Annotated in this window: 23 protein-coding genes and 5 pseudogenes; 10 read left to right on the forward strand and 18 right to left on the reverse strand. The window is 35.4% G+C overall.

Annotation, left to right across the window (positions count from 1 at the left end):
* Together BKP37_RS06990 and BKP37_RS19125 are read left to right on the forward strand one after the other, a co-directional pair.
* A partial coding sequence (locus BKP37_RS06990) for a transposase (RefSeq protein WP_211271428.1) occupies window positions 1-202 on the forward strand: 202 nt, incomplete at its 5' end.
* Between the two features lie 24 nt (window positions 203-226).
* Window positions 227-427 (forward strand): annotated as a pseudogene (locus tag BKP37_RS19125) (transposase); the annotation flags it as partial.
* Between the two features lie 87 nt (window positions 428-514).
* Here the strand turns inward: BKP37_RS19125 and BKP37_RS20675 are convergent.
* The 10 genes and pseudogenes from BKP37_RS20675 to BKP37_RS07035 all read right to left on the reverse strand — a co-directional run.
* Window positions 515-1,066 (reverse strand): annotated as a pseudogene (locus tag BKP37_RS20675) (IS66 family transposase); the annotation flags it as partial.
* 131 nt (window positions 1,067-1,197) lie between these two features.
* Entirely contained in the window at window positions 1,198-2,163 is a 966-nt protein-coding gene (locus BKP37_RS07000) for a tyrosine-type recombinase/integrase (protein ID WP_211271429.1), read from the reverse strand.
* Window positions 2,164-2,205: 42 nt separating this feature from the next.
* On the reverse strand, window positions 2,206-3,189 hold the full coding sequence (locus BKP37_RS07005) for a tyrosine-type recombinase/integrase (protein WP_071308899.1): 984 nt from the start codon (window positions 3,187-3,189) through the stop codon (window positions 2,206-2,208).
* Window positions 3,176-4,414: a tyrosine-type recombinase/integrase gene (locus BKP37_RS07010; RefSeq protein WP_084034579.1), complete on the reverse strand. Its 1,239-nt coding sequence runs from the start codon at window positions 4,412-4,414 to the stop codon at window positions 3,176-3,178. Before BKP37_RS07010 ends, BKP37_RS07005 begins: the two co-directional genes overlap by 14 nt.
* A 102-nt stretch (window positions 4,415-4,516) precedes the next feature.
* Window positions 4,517-5,191 (reverse strand): annotated as a pseudogene (locus BKP37_RS20425) (IS66 family transposase); the annotation flags it as partial.
* 5 nt (window positions 5,192-5,196) lie between these two features.
* Window positions 5,197-5,544: pseudogene (locus tag BKP37_RS20430) on the reverse strand (IS66 family transposase); the annotation flags it as partial.
* Between the two features lie 90 nt (window positions 5,545-5,634).
* Window positions 5,635-5,988: an IS66 family insertion sequence element accessory protein TnpB gene (gene tnpB, locus BKP37_RS07025; protein ID WP_071308902.1), complete on the reverse strand. Its 354-nt coding sequence runs from the start codon at window positions 5,986-5,988 to the stop codon at window positions 5,635-5,637.
* Window positions 5,985-6,179, reverse strand: coding sequence for a hypothetical protein (locus BKP37_RS07030; protein ID WP_071308741.1), 195 nt, complete (start codon window positions 6,177-6,179; stop codon window positions 5,985-5,987). The genes tnpB and BKP37_RS07030 overlap by 4 nt, the downstream gene beginning before the upstream one ends.
* Complete coding sequence (locus BKP37_RS19940; protein ID WP_169823093.1) at window positions 6,161-6,316, reverse strand: hypothetical protein; 156 nt, start codon at window positions 6,314-6,316, stop codon at window positions 6,161-6,163. Before BKP37_RS19940 ends, BKP37_RS07030 begins: the two co-directional genes overlap by 19 nt.
* A 30-nt stretch (window positions 6,317-6,346) precedes the next feature.
* A complete protein-coding gene (locus BKP37_RS07035; RefSeq protein ID WP_071308741.1) occupies window positions 6,347-6,541 on the reverse strand; it encodes a hypothetical protein in 195 nt (64 codons plus the stop codon).
* A 635-nt stretch (window positions 6,542-7,176) separates the two neighbouring features.
* Here BKP37_RS07035 and yppF point away from each other — a divergent pair.
* The 3 genes from yppF to BKP37_RS19135 all read left to right on the forward strand — a co-directional run bounded on the left by yppF (window position 7,177) and on the right by BKP37_RS19135 (window position 8,149).
* On the forward strand, window positions 7,177-7,389 hold the full coding sequence (gene yppF / locus BKP37_RS07040; protein ID WP_071308903.1) for a YppF family protein: 213 nt from the start codon (window positions 7,177-7,179) through the stop codon (window positions 7,387-7,389).
* A gap of 280 nt (window positions 7,390-7,669) precedes the next feature.
* Window positions 7,670-7,813 (forward strand): hypothetical protein, encoded by a 144-nt coding sequence (locus BKP37_RS19945; protein ID WP_169823094.1) that lies wholly within the window; start codon window positions 7,670-7,672, stop codon window positions 7,811-7,813.
* A gap of 189 nt (window positions 7,814-8,002) precedes the next feature.
* On the forward strand, window positions 8,003-8,149 hold the full coding sequence (locus BKP37_RS19135; protein ID WP_084034580.1) for an aspartyl-phosphate phosphatase Spo0E family protein: 147 nt from the start codon (window positions 8,003-8,005) through the stop codon (window positions 8,147-8,149).
* 212 nt (window positions 8,150-8,361) lie between these two features.
* Here the strand turns inward: BKP37_RS19135 and BKP37_RS07045 are convergent, their stop codons facing one another.
* From BKP37_RS07045 to BKP37_RS20955, 5 genes are all read right to left on the reverse strand, one after another.
* Window positions 8,362-10,122, reverse strand: coding sequence for a S8 family peptidase (locus BKP37_RS07045; protein WP_071308904.1), 1,761 nt, complete (start codon window positions 10,120-10,122; stop codon window positions 8,362-8,364).
* A gap of 99 nt (window positions 10,123-10,221) precedes the next feature.
* Window positions 10,222-11,304, reverse strand: a complete 1,083-nt coding sequence (locus BKP37_RS07050; protein WP_084034581.1) for an MBL fold metallo-hydrolase — start codon at window positions 11,302-11,304, stop codon at window positions 10,222-10,224.
* Between the two features lie 325 nt (window positions 11,305-11,629).
* Window positions 11,630-11,800 carry a hypothetical protein gene (locus tag BKP37_RS19950; RefSeq protein WP_169823095.1) on the reverse strand — a complete coding sequence of 57 codons (171 nt, stop codon included), beginning with the start codon at window positions 11,798-11,800 and terminating at the stop codon, window positions 11,630-11,632.
* Window positions 11,801-12,141: 341 nt separating this feature from the next.
* Window positions 12,142-12,555, reverse strand: coding sequence for a hypothetical protein (locus BKP37_RS07055; RefSeq protein ID WP_071308906.1), 414 nt, complete (start codon window positions 12,553-12,555; stop codon window positions 12,142-12,144).
* Window positions 12,556-12,608: 53 nt separating this feature from the next.
* A complete protein-coding gene (locus BKP37_RS20955; protein ID WP_425424978.1) occupies window positions 12,609-12,776 on the reverse strand; it encodes a hypothetical protein in 168 nt (55 codons plus the stop codon).
* 629 nt (window positions 12,777-13,405) lie between these two features.
* On the opposite strand from BKP37_RS20955, the pseudogene BKP37_RS20855 reads away from it, so the two are divergent.
* Together BKP37_RS20855 and fdhF are read left to right on the forward strand one after the other, a co-directional pair.
* A pseudogene (locus tag BKP37_RS20855) lies at window positions 13,406-13,543 on the forward strand (hypothetical protein); the annotation flags it as partial.
* Window positions 13,520-15,445, forward strand: coding sequence for a formate dehydrogenase subunit alpha (gene fdhF / locus BKP37_RS20860; protein ID WP_342707769.1), 1,926 nt, complete (start codon window positions 13,520-13,522; stop codon window positions 15,443-15,445). The pseudogene BKP37_RS20855 and the gene fdhF, both read left to right, overlap by 24 nt.
* A gap of 190 nt (window positions 15,446-15,635) precedes the next feature.
* Here fdhF and BKP37_RS07075 read toward each other — a convergent pair whose 3' ends face one another.
* Complete coding sequence (locus tag BKP37_RS07075; protein ID WP_245712462.1) at window positions 15,636-16,928, reverse strand: L-lactate MFS transporter; 1,293 nt, start codon at window positions 16,926-16,928, stop codon at window positions 15,636-15,638.
* 221 nt (window positions 16,929-17,149) lie between these two features.
* Here BKP37_RS07075 and BKP37_RS07080 point away from each other — a divergent pair, with 221 nt between their 5' ends.
* The 3 genes from BKP37_RS07080 (at window position 17,150) to BKP37_RS19955 (ending at window position 17,895) form a co-directional block, all read left to right on the forward strand.
* Window positions 17,150-17,485, forward strand: coding sequence for a DsrE family protein (locus BKP37_RS07080; RefSeq protein ID WP_071308910.1), 336 nt, complete (start codon window positions 17,150-17,152; stop codon window positions 17,483-17,485).
* A 75-nt stretch (window positions 17,486-17,560) separates the two neighbouring features.
* Window positions 17,561-17,749, forward strand: coding sequence for an alpha/beta-type small acid-soluble spore protein (locus BKP37_RS07085; protein ID WP_071308911.1), 189 nt, complete (start codon window positions 17,561-17,563; stop codon window positions 17,747-17,749).
* Window positions 17,750-17,751: 2 nt separating this feature from the next.
* A complete protein-coding gene (locus BKP37_RS19955) occupies window positions 17,752-17,895 on the forward strand; it encodes a hypothetical protein (RefSeq protein WP_169823097.1) in 144 nt (47 codons plus the stop codon).
* A gap of 74 nt (window positions 17,896-17,969) precedes the next feature.
* Here BKP37_RS19955 and BKP37_RS07090 read toward each other — a convergent pair whose 3' ends face one another.
* On the reverse strand, window positions 17,970-18,812 hold the full coding sequence (locus tag BKP37_RS07090) for a DegV family protein (protein ID WP_071308912.1): 843 nt from the start codon (window positions 18,810-18,812) through the stop codon (window positions 17,970-17,972).
* Window positions 18,813-19,083: 271 nt separating this feature from the next.
* Window positions 19,084-19,257 carry a hypothetical protein gene (locus BKP37_RS19960; protein WP_169823098.1) on the reverse strand — a complete coding sequence of 58 codons (174 nt, stop codon included), beginning with the start codon at window positions 19,255-19,257 and terminating at the stop codon, window positions 19,084-19,086.
* Window positions 19,258-19,493: the final 236 nt, after the last annotated feature.

A 19,493-nucleotide genomic window follows, 5' to 3' on the forward strand; every position in this document is an offset into this window, starting at 1 on the left:
AGAACAAATAAAGTTTCAAGAGAGCGACTATTTTAAAGAAAAGTCGAAAGAGCGCTACAAAATAGAAGCTAAAAATAGTGAATTAAAACATAGACACGGGTACGATGTTGCAGAATCCTCGGGTCTAATTGGCATGCAACTGCAAGGGGCAATGGCTATTTTCACAGTGAATGTGAAAAGAATATTGACACTAATGAAGTAAGCCCGAAATATAAAAAATAGCGCAGAACAAATAAAGTTTCAAGAGAGCGACTATTTTAAAGAAAAGTCGAAAGAGCGCTACAAAATAGAAGCTAAAAATAGTGAATTAAAACATAGACACGGGTACGATGTTGCAGAATCCTCGGGTCTAATTGGCATGCAACTGCAAGGGGCAATGGCTATTTTCACAGTGAATGTGAAAAGAATATTGACACTAATGAAGTAAGCCCGAAATATAAAAAATAGCGCACCTTTCCGGTACGCATGACGAATAGCCGTATATCACGACTTTTTTATCGAATATACGGCATATTTATTTTTTCATACATGATACCTGGATCATTTTGGACCAGGGCATGTACTGATTTAAAATTTCAGGGTTTTGATGGATGCCGATATTCGGTAGATCCGTCAAAAGTTTCTTTATGTATTCGTAGAAATCGACACCGTTACTTTTAGCGGTTTCCGCGATGCTTAAACAGATGGCGTTTGCTTTGGCACCAGCTTCACTGACTGAAAAGAGCCAGTTTTTTCTCCCAAGAACATTAGGACGGATGGCGTTTTCGGCTGGATTATTATCGATTTCAATGCGACCATCGTTCAAGAAAGCTTTGAGCCCATTCGCTCGGTTTAAAGTATATTCAGCTGCCTTGGCGAGGGCATTTTTTCCGAAAAATGGTGATGTTTCAACCCAGTTTAGGAATTTCTCCACAATTGGCTTTGAGTATTTTTGTCGTTTTTTTCTACGCTTACTCGGAGACAAATGTTTAAATTTCCTTTCTAATTGATACAACTCATCGCAATACTTCACACCAATTTGGCCATTTTTGCTGTCTGCTTTCAACCAATAACGACGAACATGAGCCTTATCTAAGTTCTCGGATAAGGCTCATTATCCAAGAAGATTGATTATCCGAGAAGAATTACTGTAGGTCTTTAAAATAAAGTAATTCTTCTCTTTTTTCTTAGATAATTATTCGATACAAATTTCGGTTTTTAATTTAGAAAATCTGGAATTCTATTTGACCTTTGAGAAGTTTTTCTTTCATCTATATTTGAAGGGTACCATTTTTCATTCCACTCTTTTAAATGCTTATTAACTGTGTCTTGGGAAATATCTGCATAAATCTGAGTCGACTGTAAAGATGCATGACCCAAAAAATTTTTTATTACAACCAGAGGAACACCGGCTTCAAGCATATGGCTGGCAGTTGTATGTCTCATAGAATGAGGTGAATAACTACTAGCAAGAAACATGGACGGTTTTTCTTTTTTAGCAATGGTTATATATTTTTTGAATATACCTTCTATGCAAGATACTGTCATATGCTCATGCGTTTGGCTTGAAAATAGATGTCTTTCAGGTTTATCACTGATTTTTCTGTGCTCGATATACTGCTTAAGCGGGGTGGCACAGGCGATAGGAATCCCGATGCGGCGGCTCTTTCTGCCTTTCCCCGTAATATTTAATGTAGCGCCTTTTTGATGAAACTGAAGATTTCCGACCGTAAGGTCACATATTTCTTGTGCACGTGCTCCGCTTGCATACATAAGACTGAGCAAGATTTTATCTCTGAGACTAATTTTCCTATTATCATTAGGAAGGGATAAAAGTATTGTGACTTCCTGACGGGTAAGAATCGCCCTTTGCTTATGCTGACTTTTCTTCATTGGAATCTTATTCACACTATTCCTGAAAACAGTAGCCGCAGCAAAATCCCGGTTTTGTGCATAAGCAGAAAAAGAGGTTATTGCAGACAACCGTTGGTTTTTAGTAGATGCACTGCAACCACGCACCGATTCAATCCATGTAAAAAATTCCGTTAATGTTATATAGTCAAGTTTTTCAAAGGTTATTTTGTCAGCTTCGATTCCTTTTTCCTTGTACATAAATTGGATGAGCAGGCGGAATGCATATTTATAGGATTTAACTGTATTGGGACTTGCACCTACGGAACACAGGTGGTAATAAAAGCGTCAAGGAGCCTTAAAAAATCAGATGCTTTATTCATCATAAGATACCTCCGGGAAAACCTGCAGTGTGTAATCCTCAAACAGTTCCATAGCTTCAGGATATAATTCGCTACTGAACTTTAGATAACTCTCGGTTTCTTTAAGGCTGTCATGTCCCAGATATATAGATAAATAGGGAACAGAAGCGTCAATCGATCGCCCTGACTTTTCAGCTTCTGCAAAGGATTTAAAGGCAAACACATGCCTCAGACAGTGAAGACATGGTCCACGTTCCCGTTTTGCTCTACCTTTCAACGATATGCCGGCATATTTCAGTATGGTATTGAGTTTATTACGGGCAGCTTTTACAGAAAGTGGTATTTCCTGTATTGCACTGGGGAACAGTAATGCTTCGGCTTTTCCTATCACCCCCATCGCTAAACAGTATCTAATCAAGATTGAAGTCAAGGTCTGATGCATAGGTACTAGCCGTTGCTTGTCTCCTTTTGTCTGTTTTAGAATGAGGATCCCACCATCGAGATCCACATCCTTCATCTTCAAAGCTAGAGTTTCCCCCACGCGCAACCCACAGCCATACATGATTCGGAGCATCATTGGAAATTCAAGCTGGATATAAGGATTCGGTTGGCTCTTTGTAAGGGTAATATTATCGGATAATGCAAAAATCCTTTTCAATTCCTCGTCAGAAAAAATATACGGGATATAATCATCTGTAACCTTCGGTATTGGCGGCATAAAAACCCTAATACCAATACTGCTTAAATACCGGAGAAACAGTCGTATAACAATAACCTTATTGGCAACGGAACTGCTTTTTCCTGATAAATTCTTAACCCATTCGATTATGACACTTTCAGAAATCTCCTTATGTTGAAGATTACAATCTATCAAATAGCTATCGAAGGAGGTAAGATAATGGCAATCATGAGCATAAGCACTTTCACTTAGTACAACTTCTCTCATTGATAAGAAATCGGCAAACTCAATGCGCAAGATGCTTTTAAAGTCCGGCATAACTCCGCCCTCCATTCAGAAAAGCTTCGAACACACCGGAAGGTGCTGGTACCGCTATTGCGTATTCACGTAAACGCTCTATATCAACTTTTGCATAATGCTTTATTGCGTTTGGATCCGTATGTCCAAGCACTTTACGTACAACATCATACGGTACTTGATTATTAACCATGGAGCTAGCGAGAGATGACCGGAATGTATGTAACCCATGTTTTTTATCAGAAATGTCAATGCCGGCTTTTCGAAAATATCTTGTAGTTGCAAATCGAATAGCCGAAGTGGTTATCCCCTGATAAGGAGCATTCTGACGGAGAAATATACGACATTCATCATTATCTGTCGGACGTGCGTTTTCAATATAATTCATAAGAGCATCTTTTATTTCTGGGAGCAGTGGTAATTCTTGCGGTTGTAGGGTCTTTTCCTGAACTATGTGAATAGAATTTCCCTCAAAATCTATTTCATCAAAAGTCAAGCCTGCGATATCTCCAGAGCGCATCCCAAGCCGAGTAGCAAGAAGTAGCATCGCATAATCACGTATTCCGATTTTACTTGACTGGTCTATAGCGTTTTCAAACCTGAGGATTTCATCTTCCGAGTATGTGGAAGGGACCATAAATGGTCTTGTATAATGGGGGACAATGGTGGAATAATCGTATTCGATCACGTTTTTTTTGTAAAGATACTTAAGGAACATTCGGATAACCGCCCAAGCGTCCTTATTATGAAACATCAAACAGGCTTTACATATCTGTGTGGAATTTATATCTCTTATGTCATTGCATCCCAAAGCCATCAAAAAGATCAGAAAATCGCCACAGAATTTTCTTTTTCTTTTAATGGTTCCTGATCGATTTCCATCCTGCTTACAAAATGACAGGTAATCTTCAAGCAAAACCGCATGGTTTTCCGGCAACTTAACAGAAGATTTCTTCCGTTGAAGTGAATACTCCCTTCCATCACAATAATCGCTTAATCTTCCTATTACTGTACTAATTGTCTTTTGAAAAGAAACACTTATTTCATGAGTGGAAATGTAATCCTCAACAAAGGCTTTCCCGATTTCGGAAGAATACGTAGATTTTTCATTCAGCTGCATATATAGTGCAAGGTTTTTTAATATTCGCCGGTAATTATTTAGTGTTTCCTTTCCATAGCATTTTATTTGAAGCTCCTCTAACAATCCATGTGTTAGTTGTTCGACTGACTGTTTCTCTTTTTCCATAAGATAAACCTCCTATACAATTGTATGGTTACACTTCCATCATTGCATAAGGAGATCATAATTATTCGAGAAAAAAGATAAGGAATAAAGTAATTATGCGGAATTTCTCAATTCTTCTCGGATAATCAATCTTCTTGGATAATGAGCCCAACAATTTGCGAAAGTAATTCCACCAATCTTATCATAGGCGGAGTAACCATCACAAATGATCGTTCCAGTATAACCTTCTATGAAACTTTCAAGAACAAATCGGGCTCGTGATAGGGAGCTTTGAAACAAAATCATCGTAGGTCCTTGGCTTGGCACACTTCGATATACCCAGTTATAGGCGTTAGATTGACCTGATTTCCCATCAGAACGACGGATAATTTGTGAGTAAGTTTCGTCGACATGTAGGACAGATTTAGACATCATCATATCTTTCATTCGCTCGTATATAGGCAATAGCCAATCATGTGCAGCGCGAATGACCCAGTTAGAAAGGTTTTTATCATTTGTATTTAGTCCGTAACGTCCCCATTCATTGACCTGACGGTAAAGTGGTAAGTATAGCGCAAATTTATCATGTATGACTTTGGCTAGTACGCTAGGACTTGCGATACTACGTTGAATAGCTGGCTTTGGAGCTTTCCCACGTTTAATCTGCGCAGAATGGGCTAAATCGCTTTTGCAGTTGCTTGTACATTCATAGGCATGTTCAATATGCTTTACTTTTTTCATCCTTGCAGGGATAAATACCGCTTCTTCACGCACGATACTACTACCGATTTCAACCATTTGGCTTTCAAAGAATCATTTCTTTTTTTCTTTTGTATTTTTCGGACAACAGTATAAGAAATCGTCNGTTGGCTTTGTTCTTCTGTGTGCTCAGAATCGCTAAAAGACGGATCGTCTTCAAACAATGACATTTGCCCATCGGGCATATTATATTTCGACTTTTCTGTTTTAGATCCAAATAAGAGTTTTGTTAAGTGTTGAAGTTGTTGTGATAACGCTTCGTTCTGTTTCAACGATTGATCCAACTTTTTTGATAACTCTTGGTTTTGTTGATTGGAATGAGCCAATTGCTCTTCAAGCAATCGAATTAATTTTTCGGACTGAATTTCATTTCTAGAAGGACCGTTAACCACATGCTTCACCACATTTCGTTCAAATTCGCTCTTTTTATTATAACTAGTTTGAACGGTGGAATAAAGATAAAATTCACTGCGTTACAACTTTTAGAATACTCCTTTTGATGATGGAAGAATCGCCTTTGGCTGCTCAATAGATAACCCTTCAAGAAGCCAGCGGATCTCTTTTTGGGAAAGATTACGTACTTCGTTTTCATTTTTAGGCCATTGAAGTTTTCCGTTATCTAACCGTTTATAAAGCATGGCAAAGCCATCACCGTCAAAATATAAACATTTATAGCGATCTTTACTCCAACCAGAGAATAAGAAAATCGAATCGCTATACGGATCTAGGTCGAAACAATCCTGAACCAGTGTGGCTAATCCATCGATGCCCTTCCGCATATCGGTTTTTCCACAAATGATATAGATATTTTTCACACTTGTATAATCCTGTTTCATAGATGTTTCAACTCCCTCATCACGGTTTGGATCGTGCGCTCATCTACGCCGTGGAAGAAGGAGATTTCAGCGTCTGCCTTTTTGATCATGCAAATGCTGTTTGAAAGTGTTGCCGGCGGCATCGGTGTATCGAGATTTTTACTTTCTGAGTGAAGTGTAACGGGGACAATTGTTAATTTTTTTTGTGGCATAAGAAAAGCACCTCCTTTATTTGATACTTGATCATGCAAATGCTGTTTGAAAGTGTTGCCGGCGGCATCGGTGTATCGAGATTTTTACTTTCTGAGTGAAGTGTAACGGGGACAATTGTTAATTTTTTTTGTGGCATAAGAAAAGCACCTCCTTTAATAATCCTGTTTCATAGATGTTTCAACTCCCTCATCACGGTTTGGATCGTGCGCTCATCTACGCCGTGGAAGAAGGAGATTTCAGCGTCTGCCTTTTTGATCATGCAAATGCTGTTTGAAAGTGTTGCCGGCGGCATCGGTGTATCGAGATTTTTACTTTCTGAGTGAAGTGTAACGGGGACAATTGTTAATTTTTTTTGTGGCATAAGAAAAGCACCTCCTTTATTTGATACTTGTATCGTACCAGGAGGCGCTACGTCTTTATATGCGTTGTTTGAAGTAGGGCTTACCTATTACAAGTAATTTCTGGTTCAAATAATAAAGATTTTATTGTTTTTTGTTTCATGACATAGTAACTAATGATCAACATCAAAAAACATTGCAAGAATTCATTAATTATTATAAAGGTCAAGGTTAATTTTCGAACCTTCGGTGAAAATAATACCGATGTATAAATTACAATGATCAATATGGGAAAAGCAAACAAAATTTTATACTCAAAAATGTATTTCGTGATAACTAGACATAGACTATTGTCAAAATTGAGAACTTTTTCTCTTCAGACCCTCAAGTAGGAATGTTTTCTTAACAAGACAAATAAACATTATAAAAGAAAAATAAAATAATATAAATTCTCTGATATTCTCTAGATTTATTACTTAATGTTATCTTTTTTTACATTTTATTCTTCGAACTATGCAAAACCACTTGTAATTATGAAAGAAGGTGTCTAATCTTAAAAGATTCTAATTGAGGAAAAAAGTTGTTTTACATGCTAATATTAAGAAAGTAAGTCATTAAAGCGCTTTTAATAGTTAATAGTTTAACAAGGGGGATATTCATGATAGTCAAAATGCTTATTGAAAAATTTATTGTTGAAAAAAATGATAAACCAGGAAACGTAAATCAATTAATGGATTTTGCCTTATTATGTTATTTAAATAACAAATTATCCATTAAACAGTATCACTCATTAATGCGAGAGCTTATGGTTAGAGGTGGTAGTAAACCTGAATATTTCTTTGAAGAGGTTCAAACTGAATTAATTAGTTAATTCTAATTTCCAAAATTATACATACACCATATAGAATCCTATCTAAATTTTTTAGGTAGGATTTTTTTATACGATCAGAAAATAGAGTATTTTTCTGATCGTATAAAAAAATACGAAGGCTTTCTTCATAAAGGTCTGTAAGCTACAAAGATAATATATATAGCTGTATCAGTCTGCTTTAAACTAGGTATACTTTTGGAGCCCTTAATTATTGGGTTTATAAAATTCACCCAAACAGGAAAAAATATATATTAATAATTCCTAAAAAGAGGTGAAAAAGATGAATCAGAAAAAAGATGTTGCACAAACAACAAAAAATCGTAAAGCTCAAACCAATGAAAAAGAAGTAAAAATTAAATATGACATACTAACACCTGAAGATAGAGAACCACAACCAAAAGACTATGATGAAATAGAGTATTAAAAGGAATAAAGTAACACATATACTGTCGAATCAGAGATAATCTTGCTGCTTTTCATCTAATCAAGGTGACTAATGACTAGTTTTAGCGAAACGGTTTAAATTTTCATAAAATTGTTGAATAATATAAGAATAATTAATATCAATATTGATAATTAAATACTGCAGATTTAAGGAGTGAACCCGAAAGAAATGTTACAACTAGTAATTGAGAAAAAACGCATGCAAATGATTTACTTAGCAAGTATGACAGGTATGACATCGAAAAAGACCATAAAATGTAGCCAAGAATTGGACGAGCTCCTAAACTTAGTACAATTTAAAATTCAATCATGTTAAGGGTATCGCTCCTTAAGATAATAGTACCTAAAAATACTTAGAGGCTGTCGAATTCAGCCTCTTTTTTTTTTTTATAATATGACTTTCCATTGTATTATCATAATGAAGCGGACATGTTGATCTTTAAACAATACTCTACAATAGAAATTCGACACCCCATATGTAATAAGGCGTTTGAAACTGTTGCCAGTTAAACGCCTTTATGAAACCTTTTAATTATTTTCTAACATCTGTAATGCTCTTACGACATTTATTTCACCGTGACCATAATATGGATCAAATCCTCTAGGTCCAATGTCATTAGCTGAGTCTATTATTACCTTTGCTACCTCGTCATTTGTTAAGCTAGGATTTATAGATCTAATTAACCCAGCTAGTCCTGCCACATGAGGAGCTGCCATTGACGTTCCAGACATCATAACATAGGTATTATCAAGAAATGTACTTGGAATATGTTCACCAGGGGCAGTAACATCAATGTGATTTCCATAGTTTGAAAAAATCGCTTTATGACGCTTATCATCAACTGCCGAAACGGCAATAACTTCATCATATGCAGCAGGATACATCGGTGTTTCCACATTGTCATTGCCAGCAGCTGCAATTAAAACTACATCATTTTTATAAGCGTAACGAATAGCATCATGCATAATCTTTGAATTAAAGGTATCACCAAGGCTCATATTAATAACTTTCGCACCATGATCCGTAGCCCACCTTATTCCATTAGCAATTTCAAAAGCTGTACCTTCAGCATTCTCATTTAATACTTTGACTGGTAGTATTGGGTTAAACCAAGAAACCCCCGCTATACCTGTTAGGTTGTTTGTTGTTGCTGCTGTAATACCAGCAACATGAGTTCCATGACCATGTTCGTCAAAAAACTCATCATCATCTTTAAACGCATTATACCCATACAAAATACGTTCTTTTAAATCTTCATGATTTGGATCAATACCACTATCAAGAATAGCAATTGGAATATCTTCAGTTCCACCTGTAATATTCCACCCTATTTCTGCAAAGATTTGCGTCAAATTCCATTGATACGGCTCAAAAAATTCATCGTTTGGAAAATCGCCTTGCCTTCTAACAAATGACTCTTGCTGCTTTGTATAAAAATAGTTAGGTTCTACAGTTTCAACTTCTTCTAAAAGACTTAATTCATAAACGAGTTTGTCAGTTGTTCTCGCTTGATCGCGAACAACATAATATGGGCCACCATTTTTCACGAGAACTAGCTGCGAATCTTCAATCCACTGTTCGCCATTGACCCCAGGAACAAAACTAATAATTACTTCATGTTCAACATAATCTGGCCCTACTTCAGTATCTGGTTCAGATTGTACAGATATTTCCCACCCAAGTTCTGGAACTTTCTCAGTCGCACCATAAGGACGAATTCCTTCCCCCTCAAATTCAACTTCTACATCTTCTCCGCCAATGAATAAATTTCCATTTGCATCTGCTACATGCGCTAAATCACGAACATACTTTTTTACGAAAGATAAATCGACTTCTCCTAGTACTTCATTACCATCAGCTGTAGTACAACTAAACAACATATACTCATTTCCATCTTTCGTATAAGGATCTGAGCTTTCTATCCCATCATATGAATGGTTTAATTTCTTTAAATCTTGCTCATGAATTTCCCCGATCATATACTCTATTTCACCTTTGTTTACAAGGGCAAATGCTTCAAAGTGGTCGTGAGTAATCAACTCTTCCTGAAACTTTTTTTGAAGTTCCTCATTAGAAAAATCTTGTTCACTCCAACGTAATAATTGACTCTTTAGCTGGTCAATAAATAATGATGTCGTTAATGCTAAATCTTCAGCTAAAACTTGATCAACAGCCTGCTTCTGCATTAATGATTGTCCTTGATATTCATCTCTGTGATGATCATTTGCATACCAGATGGCAATAACTCCTATCATTACGATACTAAACAACGTTGCTAAACGGCGCATAAAAAAACCTCCTATACGTATTCGTACATACTAATAGGATGCACCTTCTGCTAAATTTAATGTAGGATTTAGAGAGTGGTAATAAAATACTGTTTCATATTAATTAACACATGCCTTGCCTTGTTCTAAAATATCATTTAGCCTTCCCTTCCCTATACCATCAACCCTCGTCAAATATTCTACATTATTGAATGGGCGTAGCTCAATTAGTTGTAGCGCTCTTTCTCCTCCAATGTGAGTAATCAACCTTAACTCATCTAGAGAAGCTGTGTTAATATCGATACATGGCTTTGAAATCAGTTCTTGTTCGTTCGCCTCGTTTATTTCCGTTTTTTCACTCACTTCAATACTATAACTTATGCCATCTGTCTTTATCACGATCGTTCCATTTTGACTTGTTCCATATACAGAAATATTCATCTTATTTAACCTGTCAATTACTTCCCGATGTGGATGTCCATAAGAATTTTCAACTCCTGCAGAGTATATTGCTATTTCAGGATTTACGGTTTCAAGAAACTTCTTTGTATTAGAAGTGGAAGAACCGTGATGGCCTAATTGGAAGATTTGAGCTTCAATGTCTTCCTTCCTTTCTAACATCTCATCCTCTGTTTGCTCTTCCGCATCCCCAGTGAACAAAATTCTTACTTCTCCATAGGTTGCAACTAAGCCTATACTTCCTTCATGAAAATCACCAGTCAACTCTAATGGATTGACTACATCAATATGTAATGACCCAATTTGAAAATTTTCACCGACTCTTGGCTCATAGTAGTCGATATCATTTTCAATAATCACATTGATGACTCTCTCAAATGTTCTGGTAGTATGAGTATCACCAGACATCCACACTTCCTTAACCGGGAAAGCTTCGATGACTTTATCGAGTTGCCCAATGTGATCTGCATGAGGGTGCGTTCCAACAACTAAATCTAAGTGACTAACACCTTGCTTTTTTAAATATGGGACCACATCATTATGATCGTGCCTTCCCGCATCTATAAGCACTGAAAAATCCGGACCAATTAATAGTGTAGCGTCACCTTGACCTACGTCAATAAAGTGAAAAGAAGCCTCACTAATTTTCTGACTAGGTTTGCCACGTTCGACATTGCTACTTGTTTCTTCAGGCTGAATACAACCGACTAAAGACATAGTAAGAAATAACGTGACTACAATCATTACTCTTCGTACCAACAAAAAAGATCGCTTATTCATATTGAAAAATAAAACTTGATTAGAAATGATTACCTTCTCCTTTCATTGTAAACCGTTACTAGAATAACAAATCGAACATAATTTTGATAGTTTATAATAATGATCTACAAAAAATTTTATTAAATAGATAAGTACATGATTTATTGCTTTGAATAAAATACTTTTTCACAATTTCATGTTATTTTTTGTTTAACTTACAATTTTTTTAGAGAGTATCGTTTGTAATATTACTAAAAAACCTTTTGGTCTTAACCACCTACTAAAAAAGTGGAAAACCAAAAGGTATGAGTTACAACTTTGATTCTTTCATATCATTAACTTTTTCATTACGTGTATTTTGTTCAAACTTTTTTAATAGCTCTTTTGCCATTTGTTGCTCTTCTTTAGAGCTCCAAAAATTCCTCTTTTGCTTTGCTAACAACTTCATTAAATATTTCTTCTCTTTTAACGTAAGGAGCATAACAACCATCCTTTCGTGTATAAGATCAGTAATTCGATTAAATTAAATACAGTAGGTTTTCCTTCGACATCACTGTATATTAGTTTCACTTGTTCGGCCTTAGGGGAAGTTAATCCGATCTAATTTTACAAGGTTTTGAGCATAGTATTACTGCCCCTGAAGAGTCAGATAAAACTTTCCCCTTCAAGGAGTTCAGGAAGAACTTCTACCTATAATAATAGATGTACTACAGGTATTATTTTATCACCAAAAAGTGTTTTATCTTTTCTTTATTTAGATAATAGTCGGAACTTTAGTCAATACCGCAAGCCCACTCAATATACCCACAATATCTAAGCTTATTATTTTTCTTCATTTAGTAATTCCTTAATGAAATAGTATAGGCTACCTACAATAACAAAACACCCTACAGCAAGTATAGCAATTACGGTCAGATATTGTTCAGGTAATGGAATTATTTGAAGAAAGTATGGTGCCTCTATGAAATACAATGCCCCATAGGCAATCAGTAGAAAACCTACCGCCATTACTACCAATAATATTTTCACTAATAAATTCCCTTTATCTTTTGGTGCTAAAGATGTGTGTATTACATTATTTACTTTATCTTTTTTTTTTGCATTACCTAATAAAAAAATGATAATTGTAGCAATTAATACTGATAAAATTAAATAAACAATAGATCTGGATATCAAGCTTATAAACGCAAAAAAAAGGACAACGATTAGCATTCGATATGCTTTACGTGTGTTCATAACAAGAACCACCCCATATATATATGTATGTATACCTTTATTTTATCATAGTTTCAAAGATTAGTTAGAAATGTTAAATATTCTGCCACCCATTTATCTAACTGTTTTTGTAGTGATTTTGAATCTTGATAACCCAGCCAATAAAGGTCTATTAACTTCTGTTCATTACGCTCACCACGTCCTACCTTTACCTGTTGCCTGTTGCGAGGGTCTAATGACAAACACATTCCCCTTTTTTTCTTCTGCTTCAATAAAATCTAATGATGAATTATAATGGTTCGTGTCTCGTTTTCATTGTTTCAATAAGTCCTTTGTATTTCTTAAACGTTGATAAAATGTACCATAGTCAAAGGGAACGGTGGGAAATTTCATTAATAATAAAATCCACCCAAAAAAGTTCTTTCTTTCGTAACATTTTTTATAAGATATGTAACTAGGATAACCGACTAGGTCAATCATCACTTTTTTATTTCTACCATTTTGTCTAGAAATGTAGGAAGCTGCGTTACATGCACCTGCAGATATACCAGCTACATAAGGAAAGAACAAATTATGCTCACTTCCAATATACCACCAGTGTAGGCGCCCCTCATACCCCCACCTTCTAAAACTAAACCAATATTATTCAAAAAAAATTCCCTCTTTTCGAATATAGAGTGTGATTTTTGTCCTTTTTTAATTTTTAGACTTTGATACAATATTAATTATAGTATAAAAAACTGTGATGTAGCCATCACGAACAAAAAATTACATTTATGGTAAAAATCTGCTTTTGCAGAATTTTATACATCCACATCAAAAGATAGATAGTACAAGGGAGGAACTTTAAATGGGGAACAAAGAAGTCAAAATGATCTGCAGTTATTGCGGAACAGGTTGCGGCTTAATTGTCGAAGTAAATGACAATAAGATTGTAAAGGTTCGGGGGGACAAAGAGGCGACAGTTAATAAGGGGCAAACTTGTATTAAAGGAGCATTTGCCTATAATTATGTACACTCAGGAGACCGATTAACTTCACCACTTCTACGTAAAAATGGTAAGTTAGAACCTGTTTCTTGGAAAGAAGCATTATCGTTTATTGCTGAAAAACTTTCAACATTTAAAAAAGAATTTGGTCCTGAAAGTATGTCTGTTTTTGCATGCGCTAGGGCAACTAACGAAACTAATTTTGTTACACAAAAGTTTGCTCGTGCTGTATTAGGAACAAATAACATTGACGGTTGTAACCGAACCTGACACGCTCCTAGCGTTGCCGGTCTGGCAACTGTTTTCGGTGGAAGCGGAGCTCCTACCAACCGTTTTGAAGATTTTGATAAAGCAGAAGTATTGTTATTAATCGGATCAAACACAACGGATGCACACCCTGTTGTTGCTAATCGAATTAAAAAAGCAGTAAAACAAGGGGTACGTTTAATTGTTATTGACCCAAGAAAAATTGACATGACAAAGCCTGCCGAAAAGCATTTACAACTAAAAGTTGGTAGTGACATTGCACTTTTAAATGCGATGATGCACGTTATTATCAATGAAGAGCTATATGACAAAGAATACATTCAAAGAGTCTCAGAAGGCTTTGATGAATTAAAAGAAAAGGTCCAATCATATACACCTGAATATGCAGAGGACATTACTGGGGTTCCCGCAGACGATATACGTGAAGTTGCTCGCATGTATGCAACAGCTGATCGTGGAATGATTGCCTATACACTTGGAATCACTGAACATCATTTTGGTGTTAACAACGTATTTGCTATTGCAAATTTTGCCCTTTTAACAGGTAATATAGGAAAAGAAGGTACAGGCATCATGCCACTACGTGGTCAAAACAACGTTCAGGGCGCTGGCGATATGGGTTGTTTACCTAACCAACTAACTGGTGGTTCAAAATTAATCAACGATGGTGAACGTAAATTATTTGAAGATGCTTGGGATGTAAAAATTTCTCCACAGGTAGGTCATACTCAAACTACGATGTTTGAAAAAATGACGGAAGGAAAAATGAAAGCTCTTTACATCATTGGAGAAAATCCAATTATGGTTGATGCTAACATGAACCACACAAGAAAGGCTATTGAAAACGTTGATTTAGTCATTGTTCAGGATATTTTCTTACACGAAACAGCGAAAATTGCAGATGTTGTTTTACCAGCAAGATCTTGGGCAGAGGTTGATGGTACGTATACAAATGCTGACCGTCGTGTTCAAAGAACAAGACAAGGCATTGAAGCCCATCCAAACACAAAAGATGATTGGCAAATTCTTTGTGAACTTGCAGCAATGATGGGTTATGAGATGAGTTATGACTCATCTGAGCAAATTTGGAATGAAGTTAGAACTTTAGCACCTGATGTATTTGGTGGTATGACTTACGAGCGATTTGATAATGAAGGCGGCTTACATTACCCATGCCCTTCAGTTGATCACCCTGGAACACTTTTATTACATGAAAGATTCCACCAAGGTGTAGAATTAGAGGAGAAATCAAGATTTGTACCTGTAGATTTCTCTCTTCCTGCAGAACCAACTGATGAGGAGTACCCATTAACACTTATTACTGGGCGCCGTTACGAACAGTATAATACAAATTCTCAATCAAGGTATTATCCGCCTAATATTAAGCTAAAGCAAACAGAAGAAACCGTTGATATGAATGAGAATGATGCAGCTAACTTAAACATTGAAGACGGTGAGTACGTTGAGGTAGCTTCTAGACGTGGTAAAGTTAAAGTTAAGGTAAAGGTTTGTAAAAAAATGAAACAAGGCGATGTCTTTATGAGTTTCCACTGGATGGAAGTTCCTACTAACATTTTAACCATTGACGAGTACGATCCAATCTCTGGTACTGCAGAATTTAAAGCTTGCGCAGTAAAGATTTCAAAAATCTCATAACATTATTTACCAGGTCCCTATAAAGACCTGGTATTTTTTTAGTTTTAAAACCTAGATACAGCAAAAAAAGATGATCAAGGAAAGCACAAGCGCCCTTGATCACCAAATACTGTGTTATAAATAATTGTCTTATATTCCCATAGAAAAACACCTTCAACAATACATGTAAAATGTTTTTCATTATAAATGATTAACTAACTTTTTCAGATAACTTTTTTTCTTTAATTGCTTTGATTCTATTAATGTCTTTAACCATCAGTAAGGATGTAGCGAAAGCAACTACTAAGAATACTGCAAAAATATAGAAAGTAGCATCGTAACTATTTGTTACATCACGAATATATGCAACTAGTAAAGGTCCCATAACTCCAGCCATTGACCAAGCTGTCAGAATTAATCCATGTATCGCTCCTAATTGCTTAGTACCAAATAAATCACCAATGAATGCTGGTAATACCGCAAATCCACCACCATAAATTGTTAGTACGATGAATATTAAAATTTGGAAAATAATGACGTTATTAATGTTTGGTAAGATTAAAAATGCAACTAGTTGAATAGCAAAAAAGATTGGATAAATTCTTGATCTACCAATATAGTCTGAAGCACTCGACCATCCGATTCGTCCACCACCATTAAATAAGCCCATGAAACCAACCATACTTGCTGCAGCAATTGCAGTCATACCAACTTTTTCTTGAGCCATTGGCGATGCAACAGAAATTAACATAAGACCAGTTGAAATGTTGATAAACATCATGATCCATAATAAATAAAAACGTTTTGTCTTTGAAGCTTCCTTAGCTGTTAATTGAGCTAAGTCTTCAGTTCCTTTAATGTCGTATTTCCCACCACTAACAGTTCCAGGTTCCATACCTTTTGGTACCCATCCAACAGGTGGTTTAGCAATATATGAAGCTCCTGCTACCATTAATACAAAATACGTAACACCTAAAATGTAGAACGTTGAAGCAATACCTAAAATTCCTATTAATTGTGCTGCGATTGGACCAGCAATTAAAGCGCCTGCTCCAAATCCAAATACTGCCATACCTGTCGCTAATCCACGGCGATCAGGGAACCACTTTACTAATGTAGATACTGGTGAAATATATCCTAAACCAAGGCCCATACCACCTAGAACCCCATAGGTTACATAAAATAGCGTAAGTGATCCAAGGGAAACAGCAAGACCTGAACCAATAATCCCTGATGCGAACAATACAGCTGCTAATAATGCAGATTTTCTTGGACCATTTTTTTCAACAAATTGACCAAAAGCCGCTGCAGAAATACCTAAAAAGAAAATTGCAATTGTAAATGCAAGCGATACTTGTGATCTTTCCCAGCCTAATGTTTCTGATAGTGGATTTTGAAATACACTATACGCATATGCAGATCCAATTGATAAATGGATCGCTACTGCTGATAATGCAATTAACCACCGATTTTTTTCTCTCATAATTTTTAATTCCTTTCTCATTTTAAAATCTGCCTAATAACTTGTATTTATTAGGTCATAAATTAATAAATAGTTACAGTACTACTTTAGCATTTTTTTATCTTTTGAAAATATTTTTTTATCAATATTCATAAAAAAATCACTATTTTATTACAGTATTTTGAAATCGTGCAACAAATTACAAACTAAATTTACTTCTCAAGGTTATAATAGTGCAATAATTTATTTTTTGGAGGTTAGCAATGCAAGATACTGTCATTCTCATTAATTCTCAGTTTTTAGGCAAGGGCGATGAAACACTCGGAGAAGCATTATTAGAAAATTTCTTTACACATTTAAAGCAGAATAAAGAAATGCCTAGAGCTTTATTCTTTATAAATTCAGGTGTTTTTGCTTTAACTAACCAATCATTAGCCTCATTACATATTAAGGAACTATATAACAAAGGTATACCAATCCTTGCTTGTAAGACATGTGTAGATTATTACGGAATTGAAAATGAACTTACTTCTGGTGACATCTCATCGATGAGTGAACTTATAGATCTAGCAAAACAATATAAGGTTATTACCCTTTAATTGTCGTTATTGGTTATGATTTCATCTAATATATTCCTTCCCAATGGTAAGTATATTAAGTAAGGAGGGATTAAGATGGCAACAACCAATAAATTAGTTGTTCCTGGTGTCGAACAAGCATTAGATCAGATGAAATATGAAATTGCTCAAGAATTCGGCGTAAAACTTAATGCAGATGGCACATCACGTTCTAATGGATCAGTTGGTGGAGAAATCACTAAGCGACTTGTTCAAATGGCTGAACAACAGCTTGGTGGTAAGTAGCTATGACAAAACGAAAACATTTTCGTAACGCTGCATCTAAAAATAATTTTACACCTACCGAAAGTGTCTATAACGAAGAATTTGCTGATGAGAATGTTGATATCACTAAAGCAAAAAAGAATACAAAACGTGTACCAAGAGGATAATAGTTAGAGGGGAATGATACTGATAGCATCATTCCCCTCTTTTGCTTGGGATAATTTTGCAGTTCATAAAAATATTACTCTGTATAATACATTAATGCAATTGCTCCCGGACCAGTGTGAGTACTAATTACAGGGGTAGTGTCTACAATTTTAACATTCGTAAAACCAGTTTCTTTCGTTATTGCGTCTTTAAGATTGGTAGCTAAAATGATAGCATCGGCTTGAGCAATTCCTATCGCCTTAATTGTTTTATTTGCTGTGTCAGTCTCTATTTGTTTAAGAAAATATTTAATTAATTGAACATAAGTACGAACCTTAGAAACAGGAGTATAAATACCATCTGCTAAAGAAGCAATTGGCTTGATTTTCAGTAAAGAGCCTATTAAAGCTTTACCTCGACCAATCCTTCCACCTTTCACCAAATAATCTAGTGTATCAACCATAATAAATAACGACGTGTTATCTCTTATTGTCTTTAACCTGTTAACAATTTCCTCAACATTTTTTCCTTGTTCTGCCATTTTTGCAGCCTCTATTACTTGAAACCCTAATGCAAATGATATGAATTTAGAATCAATAACCAATACCTTCGATTTCGACATTTGAGCAGCACTTTGAGCTGAATTAAACGTACCGCTCATACCACTAGTTAAATGTATGGAGATAATTTCACTACCATCTTCCCCGAGGCGATCATATACTTCTGTGAAAACTCCCGCAGCAGGTTGAGAGGTTCTAGGGATTTCCTGTGATTGTTTTAATAATGGTATGTAATCGCTAGGAGAAATATCAACTCCATCTAAATAAGACTTTCCGTCTACAGTAATCGTAAGCGGAACAACTTCAACACCTAATGCCTTTAATTCCTCTCTTGGTACATCCACTGTAGAATCTGTTACAATCTTTACTCTATTCAAATAAACACCCCATTTTTATTAATTTGCGTCGATGAATTCATCTAGCATAATGCTAAACTTCATTAAGTGATTTTCCCACTTTAGTTTTTGGATCTTACTACCCCTAAAATTTAGATAGACATTGTCAACCTTGTCAATATATCTATCTTACTACAAAATATGACAAAGTGTTAGTGTGAACACAGCACCTTACTAACTAATTATAATATACGTACAAGCAGCAAAAAAGATAAGAGCAAAAGACGTGAGAATTCTTTTGCTCTTATCTTTTTTATTCTATTCCACTTTCTCTAATAGCATGTTCCCAGCTAGGAAAATAGTGAAGAGCACTCCTCATTAATTCTGGGTGTGATTTCTTAACTTTTTTCTTAGCAAGCATCTGTCCATCTGAATGTAATTGGTTAATTGAACTAACAACCTCATCCATACTCATTTCAACTTCCATTAGTATTCCTCCTTTAAACAAATAATATAAAAAATATACTTTCCTTATTTTTAAGAATGTATACCATAAAAAATTATTAAAATTCTACCTAGCACCTATAAGCTATGTTAAAATAACGTTTATCTGTTTCTTTAAATGGTAACCACTTCAATTACTTTAGGACTTCTTAAAAGGACGTCTGCCACCCCATCTGTGAGGAAAAAATACAATAATAAATTGTTTTGAACAAATTTCAT

This window comes from Anaerobacillus alkalilacustris (genome assembly GCF_001866005.1).
Classification (GTDB): domain Bacteria; phylum Bacillota; class Bacilli; order Bacillales; family Anaerobacillaceae; genus Anaerobacillus; species Anaerobacillus alkalilacustris.